The 19,222-nt window shown below is 47.8% G+C and carries 22 protein-coding genes; 15 read left to right on the forward strand and 7 right to left on the reverse strand.

What is annotated here, in order from left to right:
- Nucleotides 1-18: 18 nt before the first annotated feature.
- Nucleotides 19-2,067, forward strand: coding sequence for a thioredoxin domain-containing protein (locus JVX88_RS02015; protein ID WP_211625262.1), 2,049 nt, complete (start codon nucleotides 19-21; stop codon nucleotides 2,065-2,067).
- Between the two features lie 114 nt (nucleotides 2,068-2,181).
- On the opposite strand, the gene JVX88_RS02020 is transcribed toward JVX88_RS02015, so the two are convergent.
- A complete protein-coding gene (locus tag JVX88_RS02020; protein ID WP_211625264.1) occupies nucleotides 2,182-2,490 on the reverse strand; it encodes a hypothetical protein in 309 nt (102 codons plus the stop codon).
- A 252-nt stretch (nucleotides 2,491-2,742) separates the two neighbouring features.
- Between JVX88_RS02020 and JVX88_RS02025 the strand changes: the two genes are divergently transcribed.
- Nucleotides 2,743-3,090 carry a hypothetical protein gene (locus JVX88_RS02025; RefSeq protein WP_211625266.1) on the forward strand — a complete coding sequence of 116 codons (348 nt, stop codon included), beginning with the start codon at nucleotides 2,743-2,745 and terminating at the stop codon, nucleotides 3,088-3,090.
- On the opposite strand, the gene JVX88_RS02030 is transcribed toward JVX88_RS02025, so the two are convergent.
- The gene (locus JVX88_RS02030; protein ID WP_211625268.1) at nucleotides 3,071-3,295 is read right to left on the reverse strand and encodes a hypothetical protein; all 225 of its coding nucleotides are present in this window, start codon (nucleotides 3,293-3,295) and stop codon (nucleotides 3,071-3,073) included. The two genes, JVX88_RS02025 and JVX88_RS02030, sit on opposite strands and share 20 nt — an antisense overlap.
- A gap of 74 nt (nucleotides 3,296-3,369) precedes the next feature.
- Between JVX88_RS02030 and JVX88_RS02035 the strand changes: the two genes are divergently transcribed.
- The 12 genes from JVX88_RS02035 (at nucleotide 3,370) to JVX88_RS02090 (ending at nucleotide 15,441) form a co-directional block, all read left to right on the forward strand.
- Entirely contained in the window at nucleotides 3,370-4,644 is a 1,275-nt protein-coding gene (locus tag JVX88_RS02035; RefSeq protein WP_211625271.1) for a GGDEF domain-containing protein, read from the forward strand.
- Nucleotides 4,645-4,736: 92 nt separating this feature from the next.
- On the forward strand, nucleotides 4,737-5,834 hold the full coding sequence (locus tag JVX88_RS02040; protein WP_211625272.1) for an LptA/OstA family protein: 1,098 nt from the start codon (nucleotides 4,737-4,739) through the stop codon (nucleotides 5,832-5,834).
- Nucleotides 5,835-5,861: 27 nt separating this feature from the next.
- Nucleotides 5,862-6,647 carry an LPS export ABC transporter ATP-binding protein gene (lptB, locus tag JVX88_RS02045; protein WP_315875319.1) on the forward strand — a complete coding sequence of 262 codons (786 nt, stop codon included), beginning with the start codon at nucleotides 5,862-5,864 and terminating at the stop codon, nucleotides 6,645-6,647.
- 79 nt (nucleotides 6,648-6,726) lie between these two features.
- Nucleotides 6,727-8,283, forward strand: a complete 1,557-nt coding sequence (rpoN, locus tag JVX88_RS02050) for an RNA polymerase factor sigma-54 (protein WP_211625273.1) — start codon at nucleotides 6,727-6,729, stop codon at nucleotides 8,281-8,283.
- A 44-nt stretch (nucleotides 8,284-8,327) separates the two neighbouring features.
- Nucleotides 8,328-8,858 carry a ribosome hibernation-promoting factor, HPF/YfiA family gene (gene hpf, locus JVX88_RS02055; protein WP_211625274.1) on the forward strand — a complete coding sequence of 177 codons (531 nt, stop codon included), beginning with the start codon at nucleotides 8,328-8,330 and terminating at the stop codon, nucleotides 8,856-8,858.
- Nucleotides 8,859-8,862: 4 nt separating this feature from the next.
- Entirely contained in the window at nucleotides 8,863-9,834 is a 972-nt protein-coding gene (gene hprK, locus JVX88_RS02060) for an HPr(Ser) kinase/phosphatase (protein WP_211625276.1), read from the forward strand.
- Nucleotides 9,835-9,872: 38 nt separating this feature from the next.
- Nucleotides 9,873-10,751 (forward strand): RNase adapter RapZ, encoded by an 879-nt coding sequence (gene rapZ, locus JVX88_RS02065; RefSeq protein ID WP_211625278.1) that lies wholly within the window; start codon nucleotides 9,873-9,875, stop codon nucleotides 10,749-10,751.
- 11 nt (nucleotides 10,752-10,762) lie between these two features.
- Entirely contained in the window at nucleotides 10,763-11,185 is a 423-nt protein-coding gene (locus tag JVX88_RS02070) for a PTS sugar transporter subunit IIA (RefSeq protein WP_211625280.1), read from the forward strand.
- Nucleotides 11,182-11,457 (forward strand): HPr family phosphocarrier protein, encoded by a 276-nt coding sequence (locus JVX88_RS02075; protein WP_211625282.1) that lies wholly within the window; start codon nucleotides 11,182-11,184, stop codon nucleotides 11,455-11,457. The genes JVX88_RS02070 and JVX88_RS02075 overlap by 4 nt, the downstream gene beginning before the upstream one ends.
- 8 nt (nucleotides 11,458-11,465) lie before the next feature.
- Nucleotides 11,466-12,422, forward strand: coding sequence for an arginase (rocF, locus tag JVX88_RS02080; RefSeq protein ID WP_211625284.1), 957 nt, complete (start codon nucleotides 11,466-11,468; stop codon nucleotides 12,420-12,422).
- Nucleotides 12,423-12,811: 389 nt separating this feature from the next.
- Nucleotides 12,812-14,344, forward strand: coding sequence for a serine/threonine protein kinase (locus JVX88_RS02085; protein ID WP_211625286.1), 1,533 nt, complete (start codon nucleotides 12,812-12,814; stop codon nucleotides 14,342-14,344).
- A gap of 68 nt (nucleotides 14,345-14,412) precedes the next feature.
- Nucleotides 14,413-15,441 (forward strand): FhaA domain-containing protein, encoded by a 1,029-nt coding sequence (locus JVX88_RS02090; RefSeq protein WP_211625288.1) that lies wholly within the window; start codon nucleotides 14,413-14,415, stop codon nucleotides 15,439-15,441.
- Nucleotides 15,442-15,567: 126 nt separating this feature from the next.
- Here JVX88_RS02090 and JVX88_RS02095 read toward each other — a convergent pair whose 3' ends face one another.
- From JVX88_RS02095 to JVX88_RS02105, 3 genes are all read right to left on the reverse strand, one after another.
- Nucleotides 15,568-16,059, reverse strand: a complete 492-nt coding sequence (locus JVX88_RS02095; protein ID WP_211625290.1) for a DUF402 domain-containing protein — start codon at nucleotides 16,057-16,059, stop codon at nucleotides 15,568-15,570.
- Nucleotides 16,056-16,517, reverse strand: coding sequence for a universal stress protein (locus JVX88_RS02100; protein WP_211625293.1), 462 nt, complete (start codon nucleotides 16,515-16,517; stop codon nucleotides 16,056-16,058). Before JVX88_RS02100 ends, JVX88_RS02095 begins: the two co-directional genes overlap by 4 nt.
- Nucleotides 16,518-16,600: 83 nt before the next feature.
- Complete coding sequence (locus JVX88_RS02105) at nucleotides 16,601-17,035, reverse strand: MarR family winged helix-turn-helix transcriptional regulator (RefSeq protein ID WP_211625295.1); 435 nt, start codon at nucleotides 17,033-17,035, stop codon at nucleotides 16,601-16,603.
- A gap of 151 nt (nucleotides 17,036-17,186) precedes the next feature.
- Here JVX88_RS02105 and JVX88_RS02110 point away from each other — a divergent pair, with 151 nt between their 5' ends.
- A complete protein-coding gene (locus JVX88_RS02110) occupies nucleotides 17,187-17,564 on the forward strand; it encodes a hypothetical protein (RefSeq protein WP_211625298.1) in 378 nt (125 codons plus the stop codon).
- A gap of 85 nt (nucleotides 17,565-17,649) precedes the next feature.
- Here the strand turns inward: JVX88_RS02110 and fsa are convergent, their stop codons facing one another.
- Together fsa and JVX88_RS02120 are read right to left on the reverse strand one after the other, a co-directional pair.
- A complete protein-coding gene (fsa, locus tag JVX88_RS02115; protein ID WP_211625300.1) occupies nucleotides 17,650-18,300 on the reverse strand; it encodes a fructose-6-phosphate aldolase in 651 nt (216 codons plus the stop codon).
- A gap of 48 nt (nucleotides 18,301-18,348) precedes the next feature.
- Nucleotides 18,349-18,978 carry a fumarylacetoacetate hydrolase family protein gene (locus JVX88_RS02120; RefSeq protein ID WP_211625302.1) on the reverse strand — a complete coding sequence of 210 codons (630 nt, stop codon included), beginning with the start codon at nucleotides 18,976-18,978 and terminating at the stop codon, nucleotides 18,349-18,351.
- Nucleotides 18,979-19,222: the final 244 nt, after the last annotated feature.

The following is a 19,222-nucleotide window of genomic DNA, read 5'->3' on the forward strand; positions in this document are numbered from 1 at the left end:
GCGTGAAACAATTGATGTATGGACTTAAATAAGAAATATACGAATCGGCTGATCGATGAGACGTCGCCGTATCTGCTTCAGCATGCGCATAATCCGGTGGATTGGTATCCGTGGAGCGAGGAGGCGTTTGAGCGAGCGAAGGCTGAGGACAAGCCAGTTTTGGTGAGTATTGGCTACTCCGCATGTCATTGGTGCCACGTCATGGAACATGAGTCGTTCGAAGATGAGGCCGTGGCAGCAATTCAGAACGAGCACTTTGTAAACATAAAAGTGGATATGGAGGAGCGGCCGGATGTCGATCAGATATATATGAGCTTTGTTCAGGTAACGACTGGGCGCGGTGGCTGGCCGATGAACGTATTTCTTACACCGGAGAAACTTCCCTTTTTTGGCGGGACCTATTTTCCGCCGCATCCGCGATATGGAATGCCGTCTTGGCAGCAGATACTGCTAAGCATTGCAGAGGCATGGAACGAACGACGCGCTGAGCTACTCCATTCAGCGAACGAGATCATCGGAGAACTACGGCGAATGTCCGCCCCATCTGTGATCGGTGGTTCACTAGCTCCTATAGATGATGCTATCTCGGACCTGGCATTCGAAAGCTTTGCACGGACATTCGATGCTCGGAACGGCGGATTCGGCGGTGCTCCGAAATTTCCGCCATCGATGTCGCTGGAATTTTTACTTCGTTACTGGAAGCGGACCGCGAATGAAAACGCACTTGAAATGGTCGCTAAAACTGCAGAAAAGATGGCCTGCGGCGGTATCTATGATCAGCTCGGTGGAGGCTTTCATCGTTATTCGGTAGATGCAGTCTGGCTTGTACCGCATTTCGAGAAAATGCTTTATGACAACGCTCAGCTGATCAGGATATATCTGCATCTATATCAGATCTATGCGGACCGAAACCCGGAGAAGGCCGGGTTATTCAAGCGTATTGCCGTTGAGACACTGGAATATGTTCTCCGAGAAATGACCGATGCAAAAGGTGGGTTCTATTCTTCGCAAGATGCCGACAGCGAGGGCGAAGAGGGCAAGTTCTTTGTCTGGACACCGGAGGAGGTAGTGGAGATCCTTGGCAAAGAAGCAGCTGCCGAATTTTGCAAATACTACGATATTACTTCCGAAGGGAACTTTGAGGGCAAGAATATTCTAAATATAAAAGAGCCGTCGTATACAGCAAGCTCTATACAATTAAGACAAAACATCCAAAACGAGAAACAGAAACTGTTCGAGCATCGGGAAAGTCGCGTCAAACCATTTCGAGATGAGAAAGTTCTTACAGCGTGGAACGGTCTTATGCTCGCCGCATTCGCCGAAGCTGCAGCGATTTTTGATGATCAAAGGTTCCTTCAAGCCGCAGTAAAGAATGCCGACTTTTTGCTCGGGGAATTGGTTCACGACGGAAGGGTCTTAAGGTCCTGGAAGGATGGCAAAGCAAAACTATATGGATACATTGAGGATTATGCGAATTTAGCTGACGGGCTTTTGGAACTGTATCAGATCAGCGGTGACACGGTTTATCTGCGGTCGGCACGCGATCTTACAGATCGTATGATCTCTGACTTCTGGGATGAGGAGAACGGCGGTTGCTTCTTTACTTCGCACGACCACGAGGAGCTTATTGTTCGCAGCAAAGACTTATACGATAACGCAACGCCATCGGGCAATTCTGTTGCGGCAGACGTTATGCTGCGGTTGGCGAAGTTTTATGGCGAGGAAAAGTATGAGAGATTTGCATCGACGATCTTACGATTATCTGCCGAACAGATACGGCGATTTCCCAACGGGTTCGGGCGCTCACTTTCAACGGCAGAATTTATGTTCGCAGATGTGCAGGAGCTCGCGTTGATCGGCAGGCGAGGTAATGACCTTGAACGTGAGCTTTGGAAAGACTATAGGCCTTTCAAGGTCGTGGCTGTTTCGGAAGAAGGAGTTTCTGAGCCTCCGCTAATGAGGGGAAGGGAATTGATGAATGGTGAACCAACGGCATATGTTTGTGAAGGTTTTGTTTGCAAGCGGCCGGTTACGACGGTTGAAGAATTCCGAGAGTTGCTAAAGTAAGGAGACGATCTGGATCCAGAAAAGTAGTATTTCGATCCCGTGAGCAATTCACCAAAGCAAAGAGACGCAATGTATATACACTGCGTCTCTTTCATTTATGCCAACTAATTTCAGTTAGGGCTTGTTTACTGCGTTAGCAGCAGCATTGGCAGCTGTTTTCGCAGCGTCGGTCGCAGCATTAGCAGCGCTCTTTGCAGCATCCGAAGCAGCATTAGTTGCTTCCTTAGCCGCGTTTGCTGCAGCATTTGCCTGGTTGGCAACCTGCTGCATTGCATTCGAGATCTGATTAGCAGCGTCCTGTGCGGCTTTGTTAGCATTTGCCATTGCATTCGCGGCCGTGTTGTTAGCCGTCGGAGTGTCTCCACAGGCCATACCCAAAGCACCCAAAGCCAAAAGGGATGTAAGTGCGATCAATTTCTTCATTTAGATGTTTCTCCTGTCTTCTTCAAAGATTAACGTTAATCAAGCAAACTTCTGATCGTCTTTCCTCGATCAAAGGTCCCAAACAATGAATTGTGGAACTCAGGACAATATAAATAGCTGAGCGGAGTTAGTCAACCCCCAAAATACCGATTTTTCGTCATTAGCTGAGTAGGTCGTCCCAAGGAAAAAGGACACCAGGATCAATGATCAGGTGTCCATTCTGACGTATTAGCCGACCAACACTATTTCGGCTTGTTCGCATTCGAAGCGCTGCTGTTTGCAGAAGCGTTCGAGCTCGAAGCATTCGACGACGCAGGTTTTCCGTTAGAAGTTGCGTTATTCGATGTGTTCGACGCATTCGACGTTGTTGTGTTGGTCGTCGTCGTCGTGGTGGTGTTAGTAGTGGTCGTGTTGGTTGTTGTAGCGTTTGTGGTGTTCGCTGGTTTATTGGCAGTATTATTTGCCGGTGTTGCAGCGTCACCGCAAGCAAGTCCAAGTGCACTGAGAGCCAAAACTGACGAAAGTGCAATTACCTTTTTCATAACTAATTCAAGTCTCCTGTCTTCTTCAAAGATTAGATCTAATTTATTTTGCTTTTAACTGCGCCGGGCGCAGTTTGCCTCAATCTCAAAGTGTTCTTGAAGCAAACGCCAATATAGGAATCGCCAAGCATGAAGTCAACCCAAAACAGGGGCAAAATGCCATTTTTTTCAAACTTTTTTGCATATTTTTCGACTTTTTGGGGTGATTTTTCAATTTCCGGCGAAAAGGCCGCAAAAATCGGTAAATATTGACGAATGGACACCGAACAAGCTATCGTTTTTATGGGCTTCTACGCTAAGTTTAGTTGGAAGCCAACCCCGCGATCACCGCCTCTTTATGAAGGAACCCTCGCATTTGCGAAACTCGGCAGCCGAGATGTACACGCCCGCCTATCCGGCATATCTTCTTGCCGCTTTCGGATTGTTCGCACCGCTAGTTACCTATGCCCTTGCTATATCAAGTATACGTGTCGAGGCAAAAGTATTATCTCTTTCGTTGCTTGCGGCGGTCTATGCCGTGATATGCATTTGGGCTTTTGGAAGGTCTCGTCAACAGATGGCGGACATCGGATCCGATGAGGCAGATGTTGAGGCAGATTTCGTTACACGGCTTGATGCGATAGACGACGCCCGGAATTTTTTCGGCACTTCCTTACATTCGCCAGAGCTATTTCAGCTTGTCTCAACCAGGATCAACGAGATAGTTCCGCATTCTGCAGCCTTGCTTCTTCTGGCTGAAAGGGAAAAGGGAACTTTCCAGATCATAGAAAAGATCGGCTTAAGAGACACTGATATTAGATCAGACGGGATCGACCTTGCGGATGGCCTTGCCGGAATGTCCTTCCTAAGCGGAGAAGTTGAAATGGAGAAGGGCATCGACGCCTCTGCGGCTCTGCTCGCTGAGGATATCCAAAACAAATTTTCGGGGTCTGCTGCTGTTCCGCTCCTGCATGAAGGCTCGGCATTTGGCGTCGTCCAGTTCTTTTTCGAACAAGAATTCGAGCCCCCAAAGTTTGTTTCCTTACTGGAAACCATTGCGTCGCGGATCTCACCTCTTTTTCTCGGCATTATGTCTTCTGAGAGAACAGTTGCCACGGCTTTGTCCGATCCGGTGACTGACCTGCCGAATGAAAGGGCGTTCTTTATGGTGCTGGAAAATCAACTGGCAGAATCGCAGCGATTGCGTGGCGAACGTCCGCTTAGCGTTATCGCGATAGATATCAAACACTTTGATAGGTTGAATAGTGTGCACGGTCGTGAACATGGAGATCGCATATTAAGATTTGTCTCTGAAGGAATTCGCAGTGAGTTGCGCCGTATGGATTTTCTTGCCCGAAGTGAGGCGGACGAGTTCCTTCTGGTGCTCCCGACGGCAACGGACTTAGTCGCCGGCGAGATAATGTTGCGCCTTTCAAAACATTTTATGGATAGTGAGTTTGAGGTTGATGAACACGATTCGATCCGTATAGGGCTGAACATGGGAGCTGCCACATTTTGGCAGGACGGGGAAACTCCTAAGCAGTTGGTCTCACAGGCAATTGAACGAAAGCTGATAACAAAATCAGAGACCCGTGATGATACTGAGTGGACTAAAACTGAATATTTGCACTGACCTTTTCTTGTGGGATCATTGTCGACATTGCTGAAAAAACGATACTGTTTCAACTTTGGGCAGTGCAATGTGCGGCTAAACTCTTGAACATTATGGCAAGCATTACATTTCTGGGCGGCGTTGGAACCGTTACCGGATCGAAATACCTTCTTGAATCAAATGGCCACCGCGTGCTTGTTGATTGCGGGTTGTTCCAAGGATTAAAAGAGCTTCGCGAGCGGAACTGGCAGGAACCGCCGTTCGATCCCACTTCGCTTGATGCTGTCCTTATCACGCATGCCCACATTGACCATACTGGATATTTGCCGCGTCTTGTAAAACTGGGATTCAATGGCCCGGTTTACACGTCGCGCGCAACGAATGATCTCTTGACGATAGCAAATAATTTTGTTTACAGTGAATCAGACGGAGTGATCCGGCTTCGCGGTAGTGATCCGACCGTCTGGGACTCGCGAGCAAGAGCCAGAGCGACGGAAATCGATTGGTTTACACGCGACGAGAGATCGTATTTTAGAGGCAAGGTTTCTATGACATACTACAACCGAAAGGCCGTAAGTGATTCCGCTCCGTTCTCCAGCTCCGAACGGCCAGTATTCATAACCTCTGATTCGGCCGACATCGACCATCGAACCGAGACCGCAGTTTACAAAGGAAATGCTCGGGGCTGGCAGGATGAGAACTACGTTCGTGGCGACCGGATCACGATCCTCCAGCGAGAAGGGCGCCTGCTGGCGGAAGGCTCTGTCCAGAGTATGTTGTATCAGGCAAAGCGTGCATCAGCAGACCCAATTCACGCCGCCTCAATCAGAATGGAATATAGGCGCGATGACAACTTTATTCGTTACGAGAATAATGTTGATATCCGTCGCGGTTCTGATAGGCTGACCGGAAATTCGGCGAATTTTTTTCTTGATGAGAATAATGAGGTCAGCAGATCTGAGATCGAAGGCAATGTAGTAATAACCCAGCCGGGTAGGCGTGCCACCGGTACTTTTGCGAAATATGTGGCGGCCGATGAGACGGTGTATCTTCGTGGCGACCCTGCAACATTGGACGACACTGCAAAGGGTAGTTCGCGAGGATCAGAATTTACAATGTATCTCAAAGGCGACCGCGTGGTTGCAACAGGCAAGTCGAATGCGAATCCAACAGGGAGGATCCGCTCCGTTCATAAACTCAGAGGAAACTGACTTAAAATAGTCGTTCATAGGTATTTCTTGTCTTCTGACAGTGCTCTACAACCTTTATCAAATGGCTCCGGCACACATCGGCCGGTCGATGACCGCTGTCTGGCGGCATTCGGATTGGAAAAGTCATTCGGTCGGCGAAGGGTTGTCGATAATGTTGATCTTGTCGTAAGGGAAGGAGAGATCGTTGGACTACTCGGTGCAAACGGAGCCGGAAAGACTACTACGTTTTATATGATATCAGGCATGGAACGGCCTGACAGTGGAACCGTATTTCTTAATGGCAAGGATGTGACGAAACTGCCGATGTATTTGAGGGCCCGTTTAGGTTTGGGATATCTTCCTCAAGAACCGTCGATATTTAGAAAACTCTCTGCAGAACAGAATATTTTAGCCATTCTTGAAACCACAGATCTTTCGCGCCCTGACCGTTTCGCACGACTTGAGGAACTTTTGGCAGAATTTGGGGTGGAGCATGTTAGACGTACTCGCGGCGATGCTCTCTCAGGCGGAGAGCGGAGACGGGTAGAGATCGCTAGGTGCCTTGCCACAAGCCCCCGTTACATTCTGTTGGATGAACCCTTCGCGGGCATCGATCCTATCGCGATCGACGATATTCGCCAGCTGATCATTTATCTAAAAGAGCAAGGTATCGGCATATTGATCACCGACCATAATGTCCGGGAAACCCTCGGGATCACTGATCGCGCTTATATTATGGCAGAGGGCAGATTGCTACGCTCCGGAATACCTTCTGAACTTGTTGAGGATAAAGAGGTAAGACGCATGTATTTGGGCGAACGCTTCACTTTCTAGCCAAATCTCTTTTTCATTTGATTTACAAAGGACTTATAATTTCCTAAAGCCAACTGATCAGTGAGATCGTTACTATCGAATGTCATCACTTAGATTAACAACCCAGTTACAGCAAAGAATGGTCCTGACGCCGCAGCTCCGTCAGCGGATCGAGATGCTGCAAATGACATCGATGGAACTCCAGGAGCTGATCGAACAGGAGATGGTAGCCAATCCGGTCTTAGAAGAGGTTATGCCCGGAGATGAGGTGAAAGAAATAACAGATAACATCCTCGATCATGACGCTGCCGGCGAAGTTGACCAAGACCATCAAGTCCCAGACTTAGAAAGTAGAGCAGGAGTCGGTTCAGACGCGGATATATTCGAGATCTCCTTGCCTGAAGGAACTGCCTTAAATGGCTCTGACGAGACGTCTTTATCTGAGGAAGCACACGAGGAGTCGGGCGATTCTTTTGAGGAGATTGATTTCGGAAGGGAATTTCAGGATTATTTGGATCCCGGATACAAGACTCAGGAGATCGAGTACAGGGATGATGCACCCAGCTTCGAGCAGTTTCTTTCGCATTCAGTATCGCTTAGCGAGCATCTAGAGTGGCAGTTGAACTTGGTTGATCTTTCAGCTGCAGAGATATCAGCTGCCCGCAACGTGATCGGCAATCTGGATGAGGATGGACGCCTCTCAACGAGCGTCGAAGAAATTGCCGGTCTTGCCGGGTGTGACATCGAGACTGCCGAAAGAGGTCGTAAGACAGTTATGAGTCTCGACCCGGTTGGATGTGGGGCTCTGGATGTAAAGGAATGTATCCTTGCTCAACTTGAAGCAACGGGAGAGTCAAGCTCTCTTGCGGCTGAATTGGTTCGTGATCATCTGGAAGATCTTCAGCCGCATAGATTGCAGCATCTAGCTAAAGCAACTGGCAAAGACCTGCACGAACTTAACGAAGAGATAGGAAAGATAAGGCTTTTGGATCCATATCCCGGGCGCCGCTTTTCCTCCGATGAAGCGATATTTGTAGCGCCTGAGGTCTATATAGAAAAGGTTGACGATGAATACGTCATATATTTTGTGGACGACGGAAGTCCGCGTCTCAGAATAAGCCCTTCGTATCATCAGTTGCTTGGACAGGACGAAACGTCGAAAGAAACTAAAGATTTTATAAAGGAGAAGGTTCGCTCTGCTGTTGACCTCTTACGTAATATTGAGCATCGCAGACAAACGATATATCGGGTTGTTGAATGTATTGTGCAGCGGCAACGCGAATTTCTTGATAAAGGTGTTGAGTACCTAAAGCCGATGATGTTGAAAGATGTTGCGGAAGATATCGGGATGCATCTATCTACGATCTCGCGAGTCGTGAATCGGAAATATGCTCATACACCCCAAGGTGTGATCGAGCTGAGAAGATTCTTCAGCGAAGGGATGATGAACGAAGAAGGCGAAGAGGTTTCAACGCGAATTCTGAAGTTGAGGATCAAGAAACTTGTAGAAGAAGAGGATTCGAAAAAACCTTTGACCGACGAACAAATCGTGAAGATACTCTCAAAAGAAGGTGTGAAGCTATCGAGAAGGACGGTTGCCAAATATCGTGACCAGATGAATATTCCCGGTTCGCGTGAACGAAAGACCGTCATTTGACGTTTATCCATTGATAATTTAACTGATGATCCGGGGGTGACTATATGAAATTTGAATATTCAGGCCGACATCTTGAAGTAACGCCCGCACTTAAAGCCCATGTTGAAGATCACTTTGCGAAAATCGACCATGTTTTTAATGGAAAGCCCATCAAAGCTCATGTGATCATTGAGGTCGAACGAGGGCGGCATAGAGCGGAGATAATCGTTAATTGGCGAAACGATTCGCTTACCGCAACATCAACAAGCCCGGATATGTATCGATCCTTGTCGGATTCAATTTCAAAGATTGAAAAGCAAGCTCTGAAGCTGAAGAACAAGGTCATAGATCGCTCTCATAAGGCTAAGAAGGCCGCGGCCGTTATCCAAAAAGCAGAGGATGTGAGTCCCGCACCTTCCGGTCCACGTATAATCGAGGCTCGACGTTATGGTGTGAAGCCGATGACCGCGGAAGAAGCAGCTCTTCGACTTCAAGACGAGGAGAATCAATTCCTGATCTTTCGGAATTCTGAAACTGAACGTGTTGCGGTGATCTACAAGCGGCGCGACGGAAACTATGGCCTGATCCAACCTTGATTTGATGGAACAAAGAACATTGATCGGCGAACGGCAGATCACTGTGGAGGAGTTTCTAAGAACTGCCCCGCCTGAATTGCCATTAAAGATCGTTTGCGGAGCGAGTGGGATCAATTCACGCTCGCTCGATTCACATCGTATCCAAAAGTTTGGATTGGCATTGTCCGGATTTCCGGATTACATTCATAAAGGCCGCATTCAGAATATTGGTCAGAGCGAGATCGATTTCCTAAAGAAGCTCGGAGAGGAAGGCCGGCAAAATGCATTCTCTGGCTTGGATCCTGATCGAATTTCCTGCATCCTCCTTACCAAAGAACTTCAACCGCCCGTCGAACTGATAGAATTTGCTGAAGGCTATGCAATCCCAGTGATTCAGACACCGTTGCTTAGTTCCCGTGCAATAACAGAAATAACACAGCATCTGCAAAGACTTCTTGCTCCTGAAACGACGATACACGGTGTTTTGCTTGAAATGCATGGCATAGGAGTTTTGATCACGGGACCTTCCGGTATCGGCAAGTCTGAATGCGCTCTTGATCTTATAACACGCGGACATCGCTTGGTTGCAGATGATGCGGTATTGGTACGCCGGATAGGCGACAGCATCGAAGGAACGGCTCCGGAACTTACAAAGGAGTTTTTGGAACTGCACGGTCTTGGCATCATTAATTTAAGAGATCTGTTCGGTGTTTCGGCTGTATGCGGCTCTATTCGGCTGGAGCTGTGCATTGAACTCCAGCGATGGTCAGAAATAGCGGAGATAGAGCGGATAGGACTTGAAACTCTCGACCAAGATATTTTTGGGGTTAGGATCACGAAGTATATATTGCCTGTTAGCTCCGGGCGAAACCTTGCGACACTGATCGACACTGCGGTTCGTGTTTATATGCTCAGAAATACCGGGATCGATGCCGCTAGGGAGCTCATCGACCGCCACACGGAAATATTGCGGAATAAGTCGGCGGGAAATTCCTAATACTACCTGATATTAATAGATGATCTTTTATAACATCAATGGAAACGTCGGCACCAAAATTGATCATTATTACGGGACTCAGCGGGTCGGGTGTAAGCTCAGCGACCAATGCGTTTGAGGACCTAGGGTATTTCTGTGTAGATAATCTCCCACTTACTATCCTCCCTACATTCGCGAAACTTCTCATGCCGGGTGATGAAGGGGCGCCTGCCATCGAGCGAGCCGCGCTTGTCATAAATATCCGAGAGCGTCATTTTCTTGCTGAGTTTCCGGCCGAGCTTGCAAAGCTCAAAAAGAGGAAATTGAATCCTACCGTTCTTTTCTTTGAAGCATCCGATGCGATACTTCAGCGGAGGTTTTCAGAAACCCGAAGGCCGCACCCTGCCGATGGCGGAATAGGCCTTTTGGCGGCTATTCGTCATGAACGCGAAGAGATGTCAGCAATTCGCGATCTTGCGGACCTCATAATCGATACATCCGACCATACGGTACACACGCTCCGAAGAATGATCCTCGCTCGTTTTGGAGATTCGGGCTCAATTTCCCCGCTTCGTGTGCAGTTTGTGAGCTTTGGTCACAAGTTCGGAAATCCACTCGATCTTGATCTGATGTTTGACGTGCGTCATCTGCCTAATCCATATTTCGAGCCTTCACTTCGTGATCTTACCGGAGAAGATGCTCCTATCCGGGAATTCCTCGAACGCTTTTCAGAGGTTAATGAAACGATCCGTAGATTTGAGGATCTCCTGCGATATTTACTTCCATTCTATCGTGCCGAGGGCAAGAGTTACCTGTCGATCGGCATCGGCTGTACTGGCGGTCGCCATCGTTCGGTTATGGTCGCGAATGAGCTTGCCAAGAGATTAGGTACTGTGGAATACGAGATTTCTGTTACTCATCGCGATATGCGAAAATAGCCGAATAAAGCATGAATAAAGTAGGGGCAGTGATCGTTTCTCATGGTCAAGTAGCGAATGAGTTGCTTGCGGCGGCTGAAACGGTGGTTGGTGAACTTAATCATATCGCGGCAGTTTCCATAGGTTGGCACGATGATGTCGAGATCGCAAAAGATGAAATAGAACGTGCGATCGATCAGGTCTCTCAGGGTAACGGCGTCATAATATTGACCGATATGTTTGGCGGTACGCCGACAAATATCTCCGCGATGTTCATTGAAGACGGACACGTCGAACTTGTCACTGGTGTAAATCTTCCCATGGTGATAAAGGTCGCGTCACAGAGCAAGGAAATGTCTCTATCAGAACTTGCTCAGGCGGTGGAGGAACAAGGCAAGCAGTCCATCTATAGGACGGGCTCATTGCTTGAACCGCAGAAATCGGGCAAAGGATGATCGAGGGAGCCGTAAGGATCGTAAATCGACTGGGACTGCACGCACGGGCGGCAGCTCAGCTTGTTCGTCTTGCCGGGCGATTTGAAAGCAAGATCAAACTAACCAGACAGGATAATGGCTATTCGGCCGATGCGAAATCTATCCTAAATGTCTTAACACTCTCGGCCAGTGATGGAACGGAGCTGATCTTGTCTGCTGATGGTTCGGATGAGCAGGAGGCGTTTGATGCGATCTCATCGCTGATCGCGAATAGGTTTGGGGAGTCTTTATAGAGTTTATTATGGGTTTTCAGGAAGTACCGGGAACAGGGAAGAAAGTTGGAATTATCGGCATACCGCTGGGCTTTGGCGCCGGGAAACAGGGAAGTCAGCTTGGCGTCAATGCGATGCGCATCTCGCGAGTACGTGAGAAAACACTTATCGAGCACATTGCTGACCTTGGATACGAGGTAGCTGATCTGGGGAATGTTGAGATATCTAATCCGACTTATGTTGCCGATGCGAGCGATAATCCAAAGTATCTTGCAGAAATGACGGCCTCTTGCAATAACATAGCAACGGTCGTTAAAACAACGCTCGAGAATGAGACTATCCCGATCATTCTTGGTGGTGATCACAGTATTGCGATAGGGACATTCTCAGGAGTCTCATCTTTTTACCACGATAGAAATGAAGAGGTCGGATTGATCTGGTTTGATGCCCACGCCGACATCAACACTCCGGCCACATCGCTAACAGGAAACATCCACGGTATGCCTCTCGCTATATTGCTTGGTAAAGGTGATTCGGAGCTTACGGACATCGGCGGGTTTTCACCAAAGTTGAATCCCCGGTTTTTGGCACATATCGGCGCTCGCGATCTGGATAAGGGGGAACGTAGGACTGTTCATGAAATGGGACTTCGTGACCAGTTCTTTACTATGAGCGATATTGACAGGCGCGGAATGCTTGCCTGTGTGGAAGATGCGATCGCGATAGCCTCAAAAGCACCTGGTGGATTCGCTGTAACATTCGATGTGGATATGATCGACCCACGATTTGCTCCTGGCTCTGGAACTCTTGTTCGCGGCGGGGCCACCTATCGTGAGGCTCATCTTGCTTTGGAGGCGATCGCGGAAGATGAGCGAATGAGATCTTTCGAGATAGTGGAGGTCAACCCTCTTCTGGATCAGTCGAACATAACAGTTGAGCTGGCCTGCGAACTTATATTGTCGGCCCTTGGCAAAACGATACTTTAACTGATCGGATTCGTTAGCTTGGGATTAGTCAGTTTGCTGGTGCGAATGAGTGATCAATTTTCCTGCATTTAAAGCACGAGAAGGGCCGAAATCACGTCTCCCACACCGTCATCCCTACCCTTCTCCGACATGTTCCGCACGGTTTTGGGGCCGCACAAAACACACCGTTTTCGAAATGTAAACCAAGTTAATTTAAAAGGCAAATCCGTAAAGACAGGAAATCAAGGTTTTAAGAAAAAAATAAATCTTTATTTTGAATAATTTATGGGGGCTATTAGATTATCTGAATAGTTGGACCTAGCCCAGGATCAATTATCCACAAGGATGCGAACTTTGGGACTGTGATATCGTATTCTAAGCAAAAGGCTATTCTTCCGGCCCGGTTGGCGATGAGCGAACTTTCACTTGAAAATTGCAGGCTGGACAAAAGATACGACATCGTAAAGATTCTCGGACGGGGAAGTTACGCCGAGATATTTCTTGCGAGGGATAATCTTGCTTACGAGGGCTCACCCCATCGCACTGTGGTGATCAAGGCCCTCAACGTATTCTTACAGGACGACCTTGACGCAGACCTTGAGCGAACACTTGTAGAAAATTTTCAGAACGAGGCGATTGCCCTCGACAGAGTAAGGCACCCAAACATCATTAGTCGACTTGGGCACGGAACCGCAAGAGATCTGGAAGGAATCACTTTTCATTATCTCGTTCTTGAATTTATGTCCGGCGGCGACCTTCAGAAACACTCGCGTGAGAACCAACTTTCGTTAAAAGCTGCGTTAAGATATATAGAACAAGTCTGTGCCGGATTGCGGCATGCACATCAGAATGGGATAATCCATCGCGATATCAAACCCCAGAATCTTTTGCTATCGCAGGACAAAGATGTCGTTAAGATCGCGGATTTTGGTGTCGCACGTGTCTTTCAAAGTGATGCGCCTATAACACGCGTTGGAACTAACATTTATGCCCCTCCGGAGCACAGCCCGCTTGCGATCGGGACTGCCGGCACGGAACCGATACGATCGCTTTCACCGGCATCCGATATTTATTCGTTGGCAAAGAGTTTTTACACGATACTTACTGGTGAATCACCGCGTTTTTACGCTAATCAGCCGATCACAGAGTTGCCGCTTTCATGTCGGAACGAAGAATGGGCGGATGAGTTCAAAAGGGTGATACTTAAGGCCACGTCCGACGACCCAGGAAAAAGGCATTCCTCTATTGACGAGTTTTGGTCGGATCTGCAGGATCTCAGAAAGATCGCTGCTGAGTATGAGACCGCAACCACGGTGCGTTCAAAACTTCATTCGATACCGCAACCGCAGATCGCAAAGGGATACAGTCCGCTTGCACCACGCGAGGCGAAGTTTGACACTACGAAGAACCTTCGAAAACGACATCCATTGATCGATGGACGACCGGAACGGCTGGCAGAGCCCATAGCCAATGAGTTGCCACAATTAAGACTCCCGACGGAACGTGTGGAAACCTATTGGCCGAATACTGTATCGGACGGCACTGAGCGGAACCTTCCATCTGAAATTGAAAGCGATAGTTCAAAGAAGCCTACACAAAACGCAAGTTTTCGTAGATTGGCTACACGCTCAGTGTTGGCCGTCGCTTTGGTGGCTGCTTTGTTCGGCACATCTGTATTTTTGCGTAATTCCGGTGTTTTGCCATCTATATCAAATCCGTTTGCTGCTGAAATGGCGCGGGCTACGACTGATATAAATCTTCGCCCGGGTCCGACGGCTAACAATGCCCCGCTCGGGGTTGTTACACGTAATTCACGTGTTAAAGTTGTAAGAAAGGAAGGGGATTGGTATCAGGTGGATGTTGTAGAACAGGGAAGGGCGGTGGAGCCTCCTCTTACGACTACGAGGGGTTGGCTTCACAGCAGATATCTTGTTTCTGAATAATCCGATGTTTCTGCCTCCGCTGTGGGGGCTTTGAGCCTAATCCGAGTATTTGATCGAAGGAGAAGATAGTGAGTGTTCTTGAAAAAGTAAGACGATGGATAGACGGCGAGTCAGCAGAGCTTGTGCTTGAGCAAGCGGCGCGCGATGCCCAGGTAAAGCCACGAAGCGAGGCGGAGGAATTCATCGTAAAGATAGCTCGAGCCGTCGAATCCGTAATGCAGAAAGAGCTGCTGCCGCTGCCGCAAGGAACTGCGATAATCCCAACTGAATATACTATCTTTTTGGCCTCCGAAGACGACAAAGAATGGCAGGGCGTAAAGCGGCGAGGACTCGAACAGGGGCTTTATCATATTCTGGCCGAACGGGCAAAAGAGATCGCCGGGAAAAAGAAGCTTGAAACTCGGTCATTTGTGATAGAGCTTAGAGTGGACGGAACGCTTAGCAAAGGTGATGTCCGGGTTCAACATTCTTGGGAAGACTCCTCATCGGGCAAAACTGGGGTGCTGGCGCGGCCAAAGGCCAAAGGTGGGAGCTCGGGGAGCCCGACGAATAATCCGGGATGGGAAACCTCTGCCCGTCCGACTCCATATGTGCCTCCTTCATCGGCAGCGAACCATGTGCCCCAAAGATCCTCTCCGCCATCATTGAAAACACCTGAGTTTACACAGCACCCATTGAGTCGTGAACCTTCTAGAACCTCCGGAACCGGTGGGATTCAACAGGCTATTCCCCTACCGCCGGAAGACGGTGAGACAATGACGAGCGTTCGACCGCGTGCGAGGGAGCTTTTCAAGCTTGAGATCTGGCTAAATGGTGTAAGGCAGAACATTGTTCCGATCTTCAGTGCCGAGACGGTTATCGGGCGAGGCTCACGTTCGCGTCCGGTTGACATAACTCTCTCGGGAGATCCTGAAATAAGCCGACGGCATTTGGTTATCTTGGCGGATGGAAAAGGAAATCATTGGGTGGTAAATGAGGGGCGTAATCCCGCGATGATCCAAAACTACGAACTACCGGCAGATCAGCGAGTGCCTCTAAAACCTGGTGTTAGTGTTGCGATCGGCCGGTACGTCCTGAGAATTCAGCCACCAGTCTAGAATTCTAAGCACTGGTTATTTCCAGTCGTATGCAAAAACTTCTCCAAAACCTATGAACGAGGATGCGGACTCGGGAGGCGTTAGCGTAATGATCGGGCGGATCAGCTATTGGGGACAGCAACACCTTTATGATTCTATGAGATCAAATGGAAACTCACGGTCTCTTACCTTTTCAAGGATCTCATCCAGGGCCATAGCAACACCCGATCGAATAATTTCATCGTAACCAAACTTCTGTGCATTTAGCTCGAATTCTTCACTATCGAGCACCTCTACGCTCCCATTCGGCCAGACCACAATATCTATGTCCAGATCGATGTAATCGAGTGAACCATAATTGAGGCTTGGTGGTAAATTCAAATTGCAGTAAAAATTCCTTAACTTACCATCAGGGTTGAAAAAAATAAAAATACTGTACCATCGATCTAACCAAAAGTGTTCGATGGACTTTGTGTTCAGCTCGATCCGTCCAAGTCTTGGATGTTCAAGTGATACATTAAATGTACCTTCTAAGGTTAAAGTATTGCCTTCAAAGTTGAGAACACGACAATTCCAGCTTTTCTTTAAGGAGCCGTCATTGCTCCGCGCGCAGACGGTTATTATGTCGCCCGGGGTCATTGGTCAACCTTTGGAGACCTAACAACAAGTACTGAGCATGGTGCGTGATTTACTACAGAGTCAGAAACGGAGCCGAGCAGCAGTCGCTCCCAGCGGCTGTAGCCGTGTGACCCAACGACTATCATATCGGCTTCCATTTGTTCGGCGGTCTCAACGATCCTACTTTCGGGGGTCCCGAACAGTACTTCACTCGTAAACGTCACATTCTTGGATCCGCAAATGCCTTCAAGGCGAGCGCAGGTTTCTTCAAGTATCCTGGCCGCGTGCTCACGGGCAGTTTTTTCCATTTCAGTAGTATCGGGAAGGTAGCCTCCGTAGATATCGATCGCCATCGGGACGGCCATATCAACTACTGAGACGATCTTTATTTCGTCGCCTTCCTTAAAGCGAAAGGTCTTTAAAGCGTCAATTGCGGCTTCACTCTGTTTTGATCCATCAGTTGCGAGAAGTATCTTCATTTCTTCCCTCCTTATCGGAAATAAGGCGAATTCTACATCACCCAATTCTAATTTTAAATGTCACCACTTGGATGCGCCGGTCCTTATTCGTCATTTGTGCCGAAATAAAATGTCTTAAGTTTTCCCAAGATCTCCGCAAGGATCATTCGTTCCGCATCAGTTAGCTCGGAAAGCAGCTGCTCTTCTATTTCGTGCCACTCCGTCTCGACTGCGGAGCGTATCTCCTGTCCGGCGTCTGTCAGGAAGACTCGCATAGAGCGCGAATCGTCTTCGACCCGCGAGCATGAGACTAAGCCTGAATCGATGAGGCCGCTCAATGTTTTGTTGATCGTCGGAGGTGAGACGTTCAAGGCATTTGCCAGATCTACTTGCCTGCGTCCGTCCCGTTTCCATAATTCGATGAGGACAAAGACCTGACCGCTGTGGAGGCCAATATTGGTGAGGCTGCGTTCAAGATAGTTCTTGTGTGCCGTAGCTACCCGAGCCAGAAGGTGGCTGACGGTTGAATGAAATTTCATTGCGAATATATAGATTCCTACTAGCTAACTTAAGCCAATAGTTAGCCTGCAAACTGTAATATATTAGCAGGCTAACTAAATATAATTAGCCTGCTAATAATAGAAGATTAGCAGGCTAAGTGAAATTACAAAAGCGGTGTAGAATTTCTTTATGCAGAATTTAGAAGTGCTTAAAGCGGCAAGGAATTTAATGCTGCGTCTTCACAAGGTCCTTGTCGATCACGAGAAGCGCATATATGAAAGCATTAATGGGCCTATTAACCCAGGAAGATTCCTTGGTTTACTTTTGGAAAGTCCAGATCTTGCTTGGTTAAGACGGTTTTCTATGTTGATCGTTGAAATTGACGAGATGTTTGAATTAGACGACGGATACACAGCAGAGATGATCGATGCGTACATTGAAAAGGCTAGGGGATTGGTGGAAATGAGCGATGTAGATGACGACTTCAGGGCTCGTTATCAGGCGGCGATACAACAAGATATCGAGGCTGTCGCGCTGCATGAGGAATTAAAGAGGACGCTGAAATAGAGTGCATGCGACCAGGTTTAAAAGGGGAGGCTATTACAGCTACCCCTTTTTCATTTAATACGTGATGTGGTTTTACAGGAAAGCCCTACTCTCGTCCGCTTTTCTTCCAGTCCGCAAGAAATGCGTCAAGTCCTTTGTCTGTCAGGGGATGTTTGACCAATTGTTGGATCACCTTAAATGGGATCGTTGCCACGTCGGCACCGACCAAAGCAGAATCCACAATATGCATAGGATGACGTATCGAGGCTGCAAGAACCTGTGTATCAAAGTCGTAATTCTCGTAGATCTGAACGATGTCAGCGATAAGCTGCATCCCATTGGTTGCGATATCGTCAAGTCTGCCTATAAATGGCGATATGTACTTGGCTCCAGCTTTTGCCGCCAGGATCGCCTGAGCTGCATTGAAGCAAAGTGTTACGTTGACGCCAGTACCCTCGTCGGTAAGGATCCGAGTTGCCTTTAAGCCGTCTAATGTTAGGGGACACTTTACAACTACATTTGGTGCGATCTTGGCCAGCTCGCGACCTTGCTCGAGCATGCCGGCGGTATCGAGGGCGGTAACTTCGGCTGAAACATCACCCTTGACAAGAGAGCATATTTTTGCGATGTGTTCCTTGAAATCAACGTCGCCTTCTTTTGCGATCAATGATGGGTTCGTTGTAACACCATCGATCATTCCGAGTTCATTAGCTTCCTTTATTTCATCCAAATTTGCCGTATCGATAAAAAATTTCATAAGTTTAATGATTCCGGTGATTTTCCGTCGATCGTCCGGATATACTGATTACATTACGTAGTTAGTGAGTTTTCCAATACCTTCGATCTCTATTTCGCAGACATCGCCCGGTTCGAGTTTTGAAACTCCGGCAGGTGTTCCTGTCGCTATTATGTCTCCCTTTTGGAGGGTCATTTGTCGTGAGATGTATCGTATCAAAAAATCTACAGGGAAGACCATTTGTGAAGTACGTCCGTCCTGTTTTATCTCACCGTTGACTGAGCAGCAAATTCTAATATCACTGACATCTAATTCTGTTTCTATCCACGGTCCGATCGGGCAGAAGGTATCAAAAGATTTCCCTCGTGTGAACTGAACGTCATGTCGCTGTATATCACGAGCTGTTACGTCATTAAGGCAAGTAAATCCGTGCACAAATTGAAACGGATCTTCATTGTCCTTTATGTCTTTGCAATCATTGCCAATAATTACCGCTAACTCCGCTTCGTGTTCGACCTGATGTGACTGTTGCGGAATTAAAATAGTGTCGCCGTTAAAGATCAACGATGATGGTGCCTTTAGAAAGATCAATGGTTCTTTGGGGACCTCATTTCCGAGCTCGGCGGCGTGTTCGGAGTAGTTCCGTCCAACGCAAATTATTTTTGATGGAATAAAATTAGCGTGTATTTCTTGCTGCATTAATACTCAGAGTAATCCGAGAGTCATTCGAAATCAACATTCGATAATATCAAACACAATAACTTGTAGCGTTAAGCCTATTATACACAGTATGTTCTGGCACTGTTACGGAATGAGTGCTAAAAAAATGAAAAAAATCTTGACTTTTTATCTAATTCGGGCTATCTTTTTATCACTGAACGCGTTTTGAAAACCTAAGGAGTTCGTATTCGTTCTCCGGCCTGTTTGGTCGCCCATCGAAGAA

This window comes from Leptolyngbya sp. 7M (assembly GCF_018128485.1).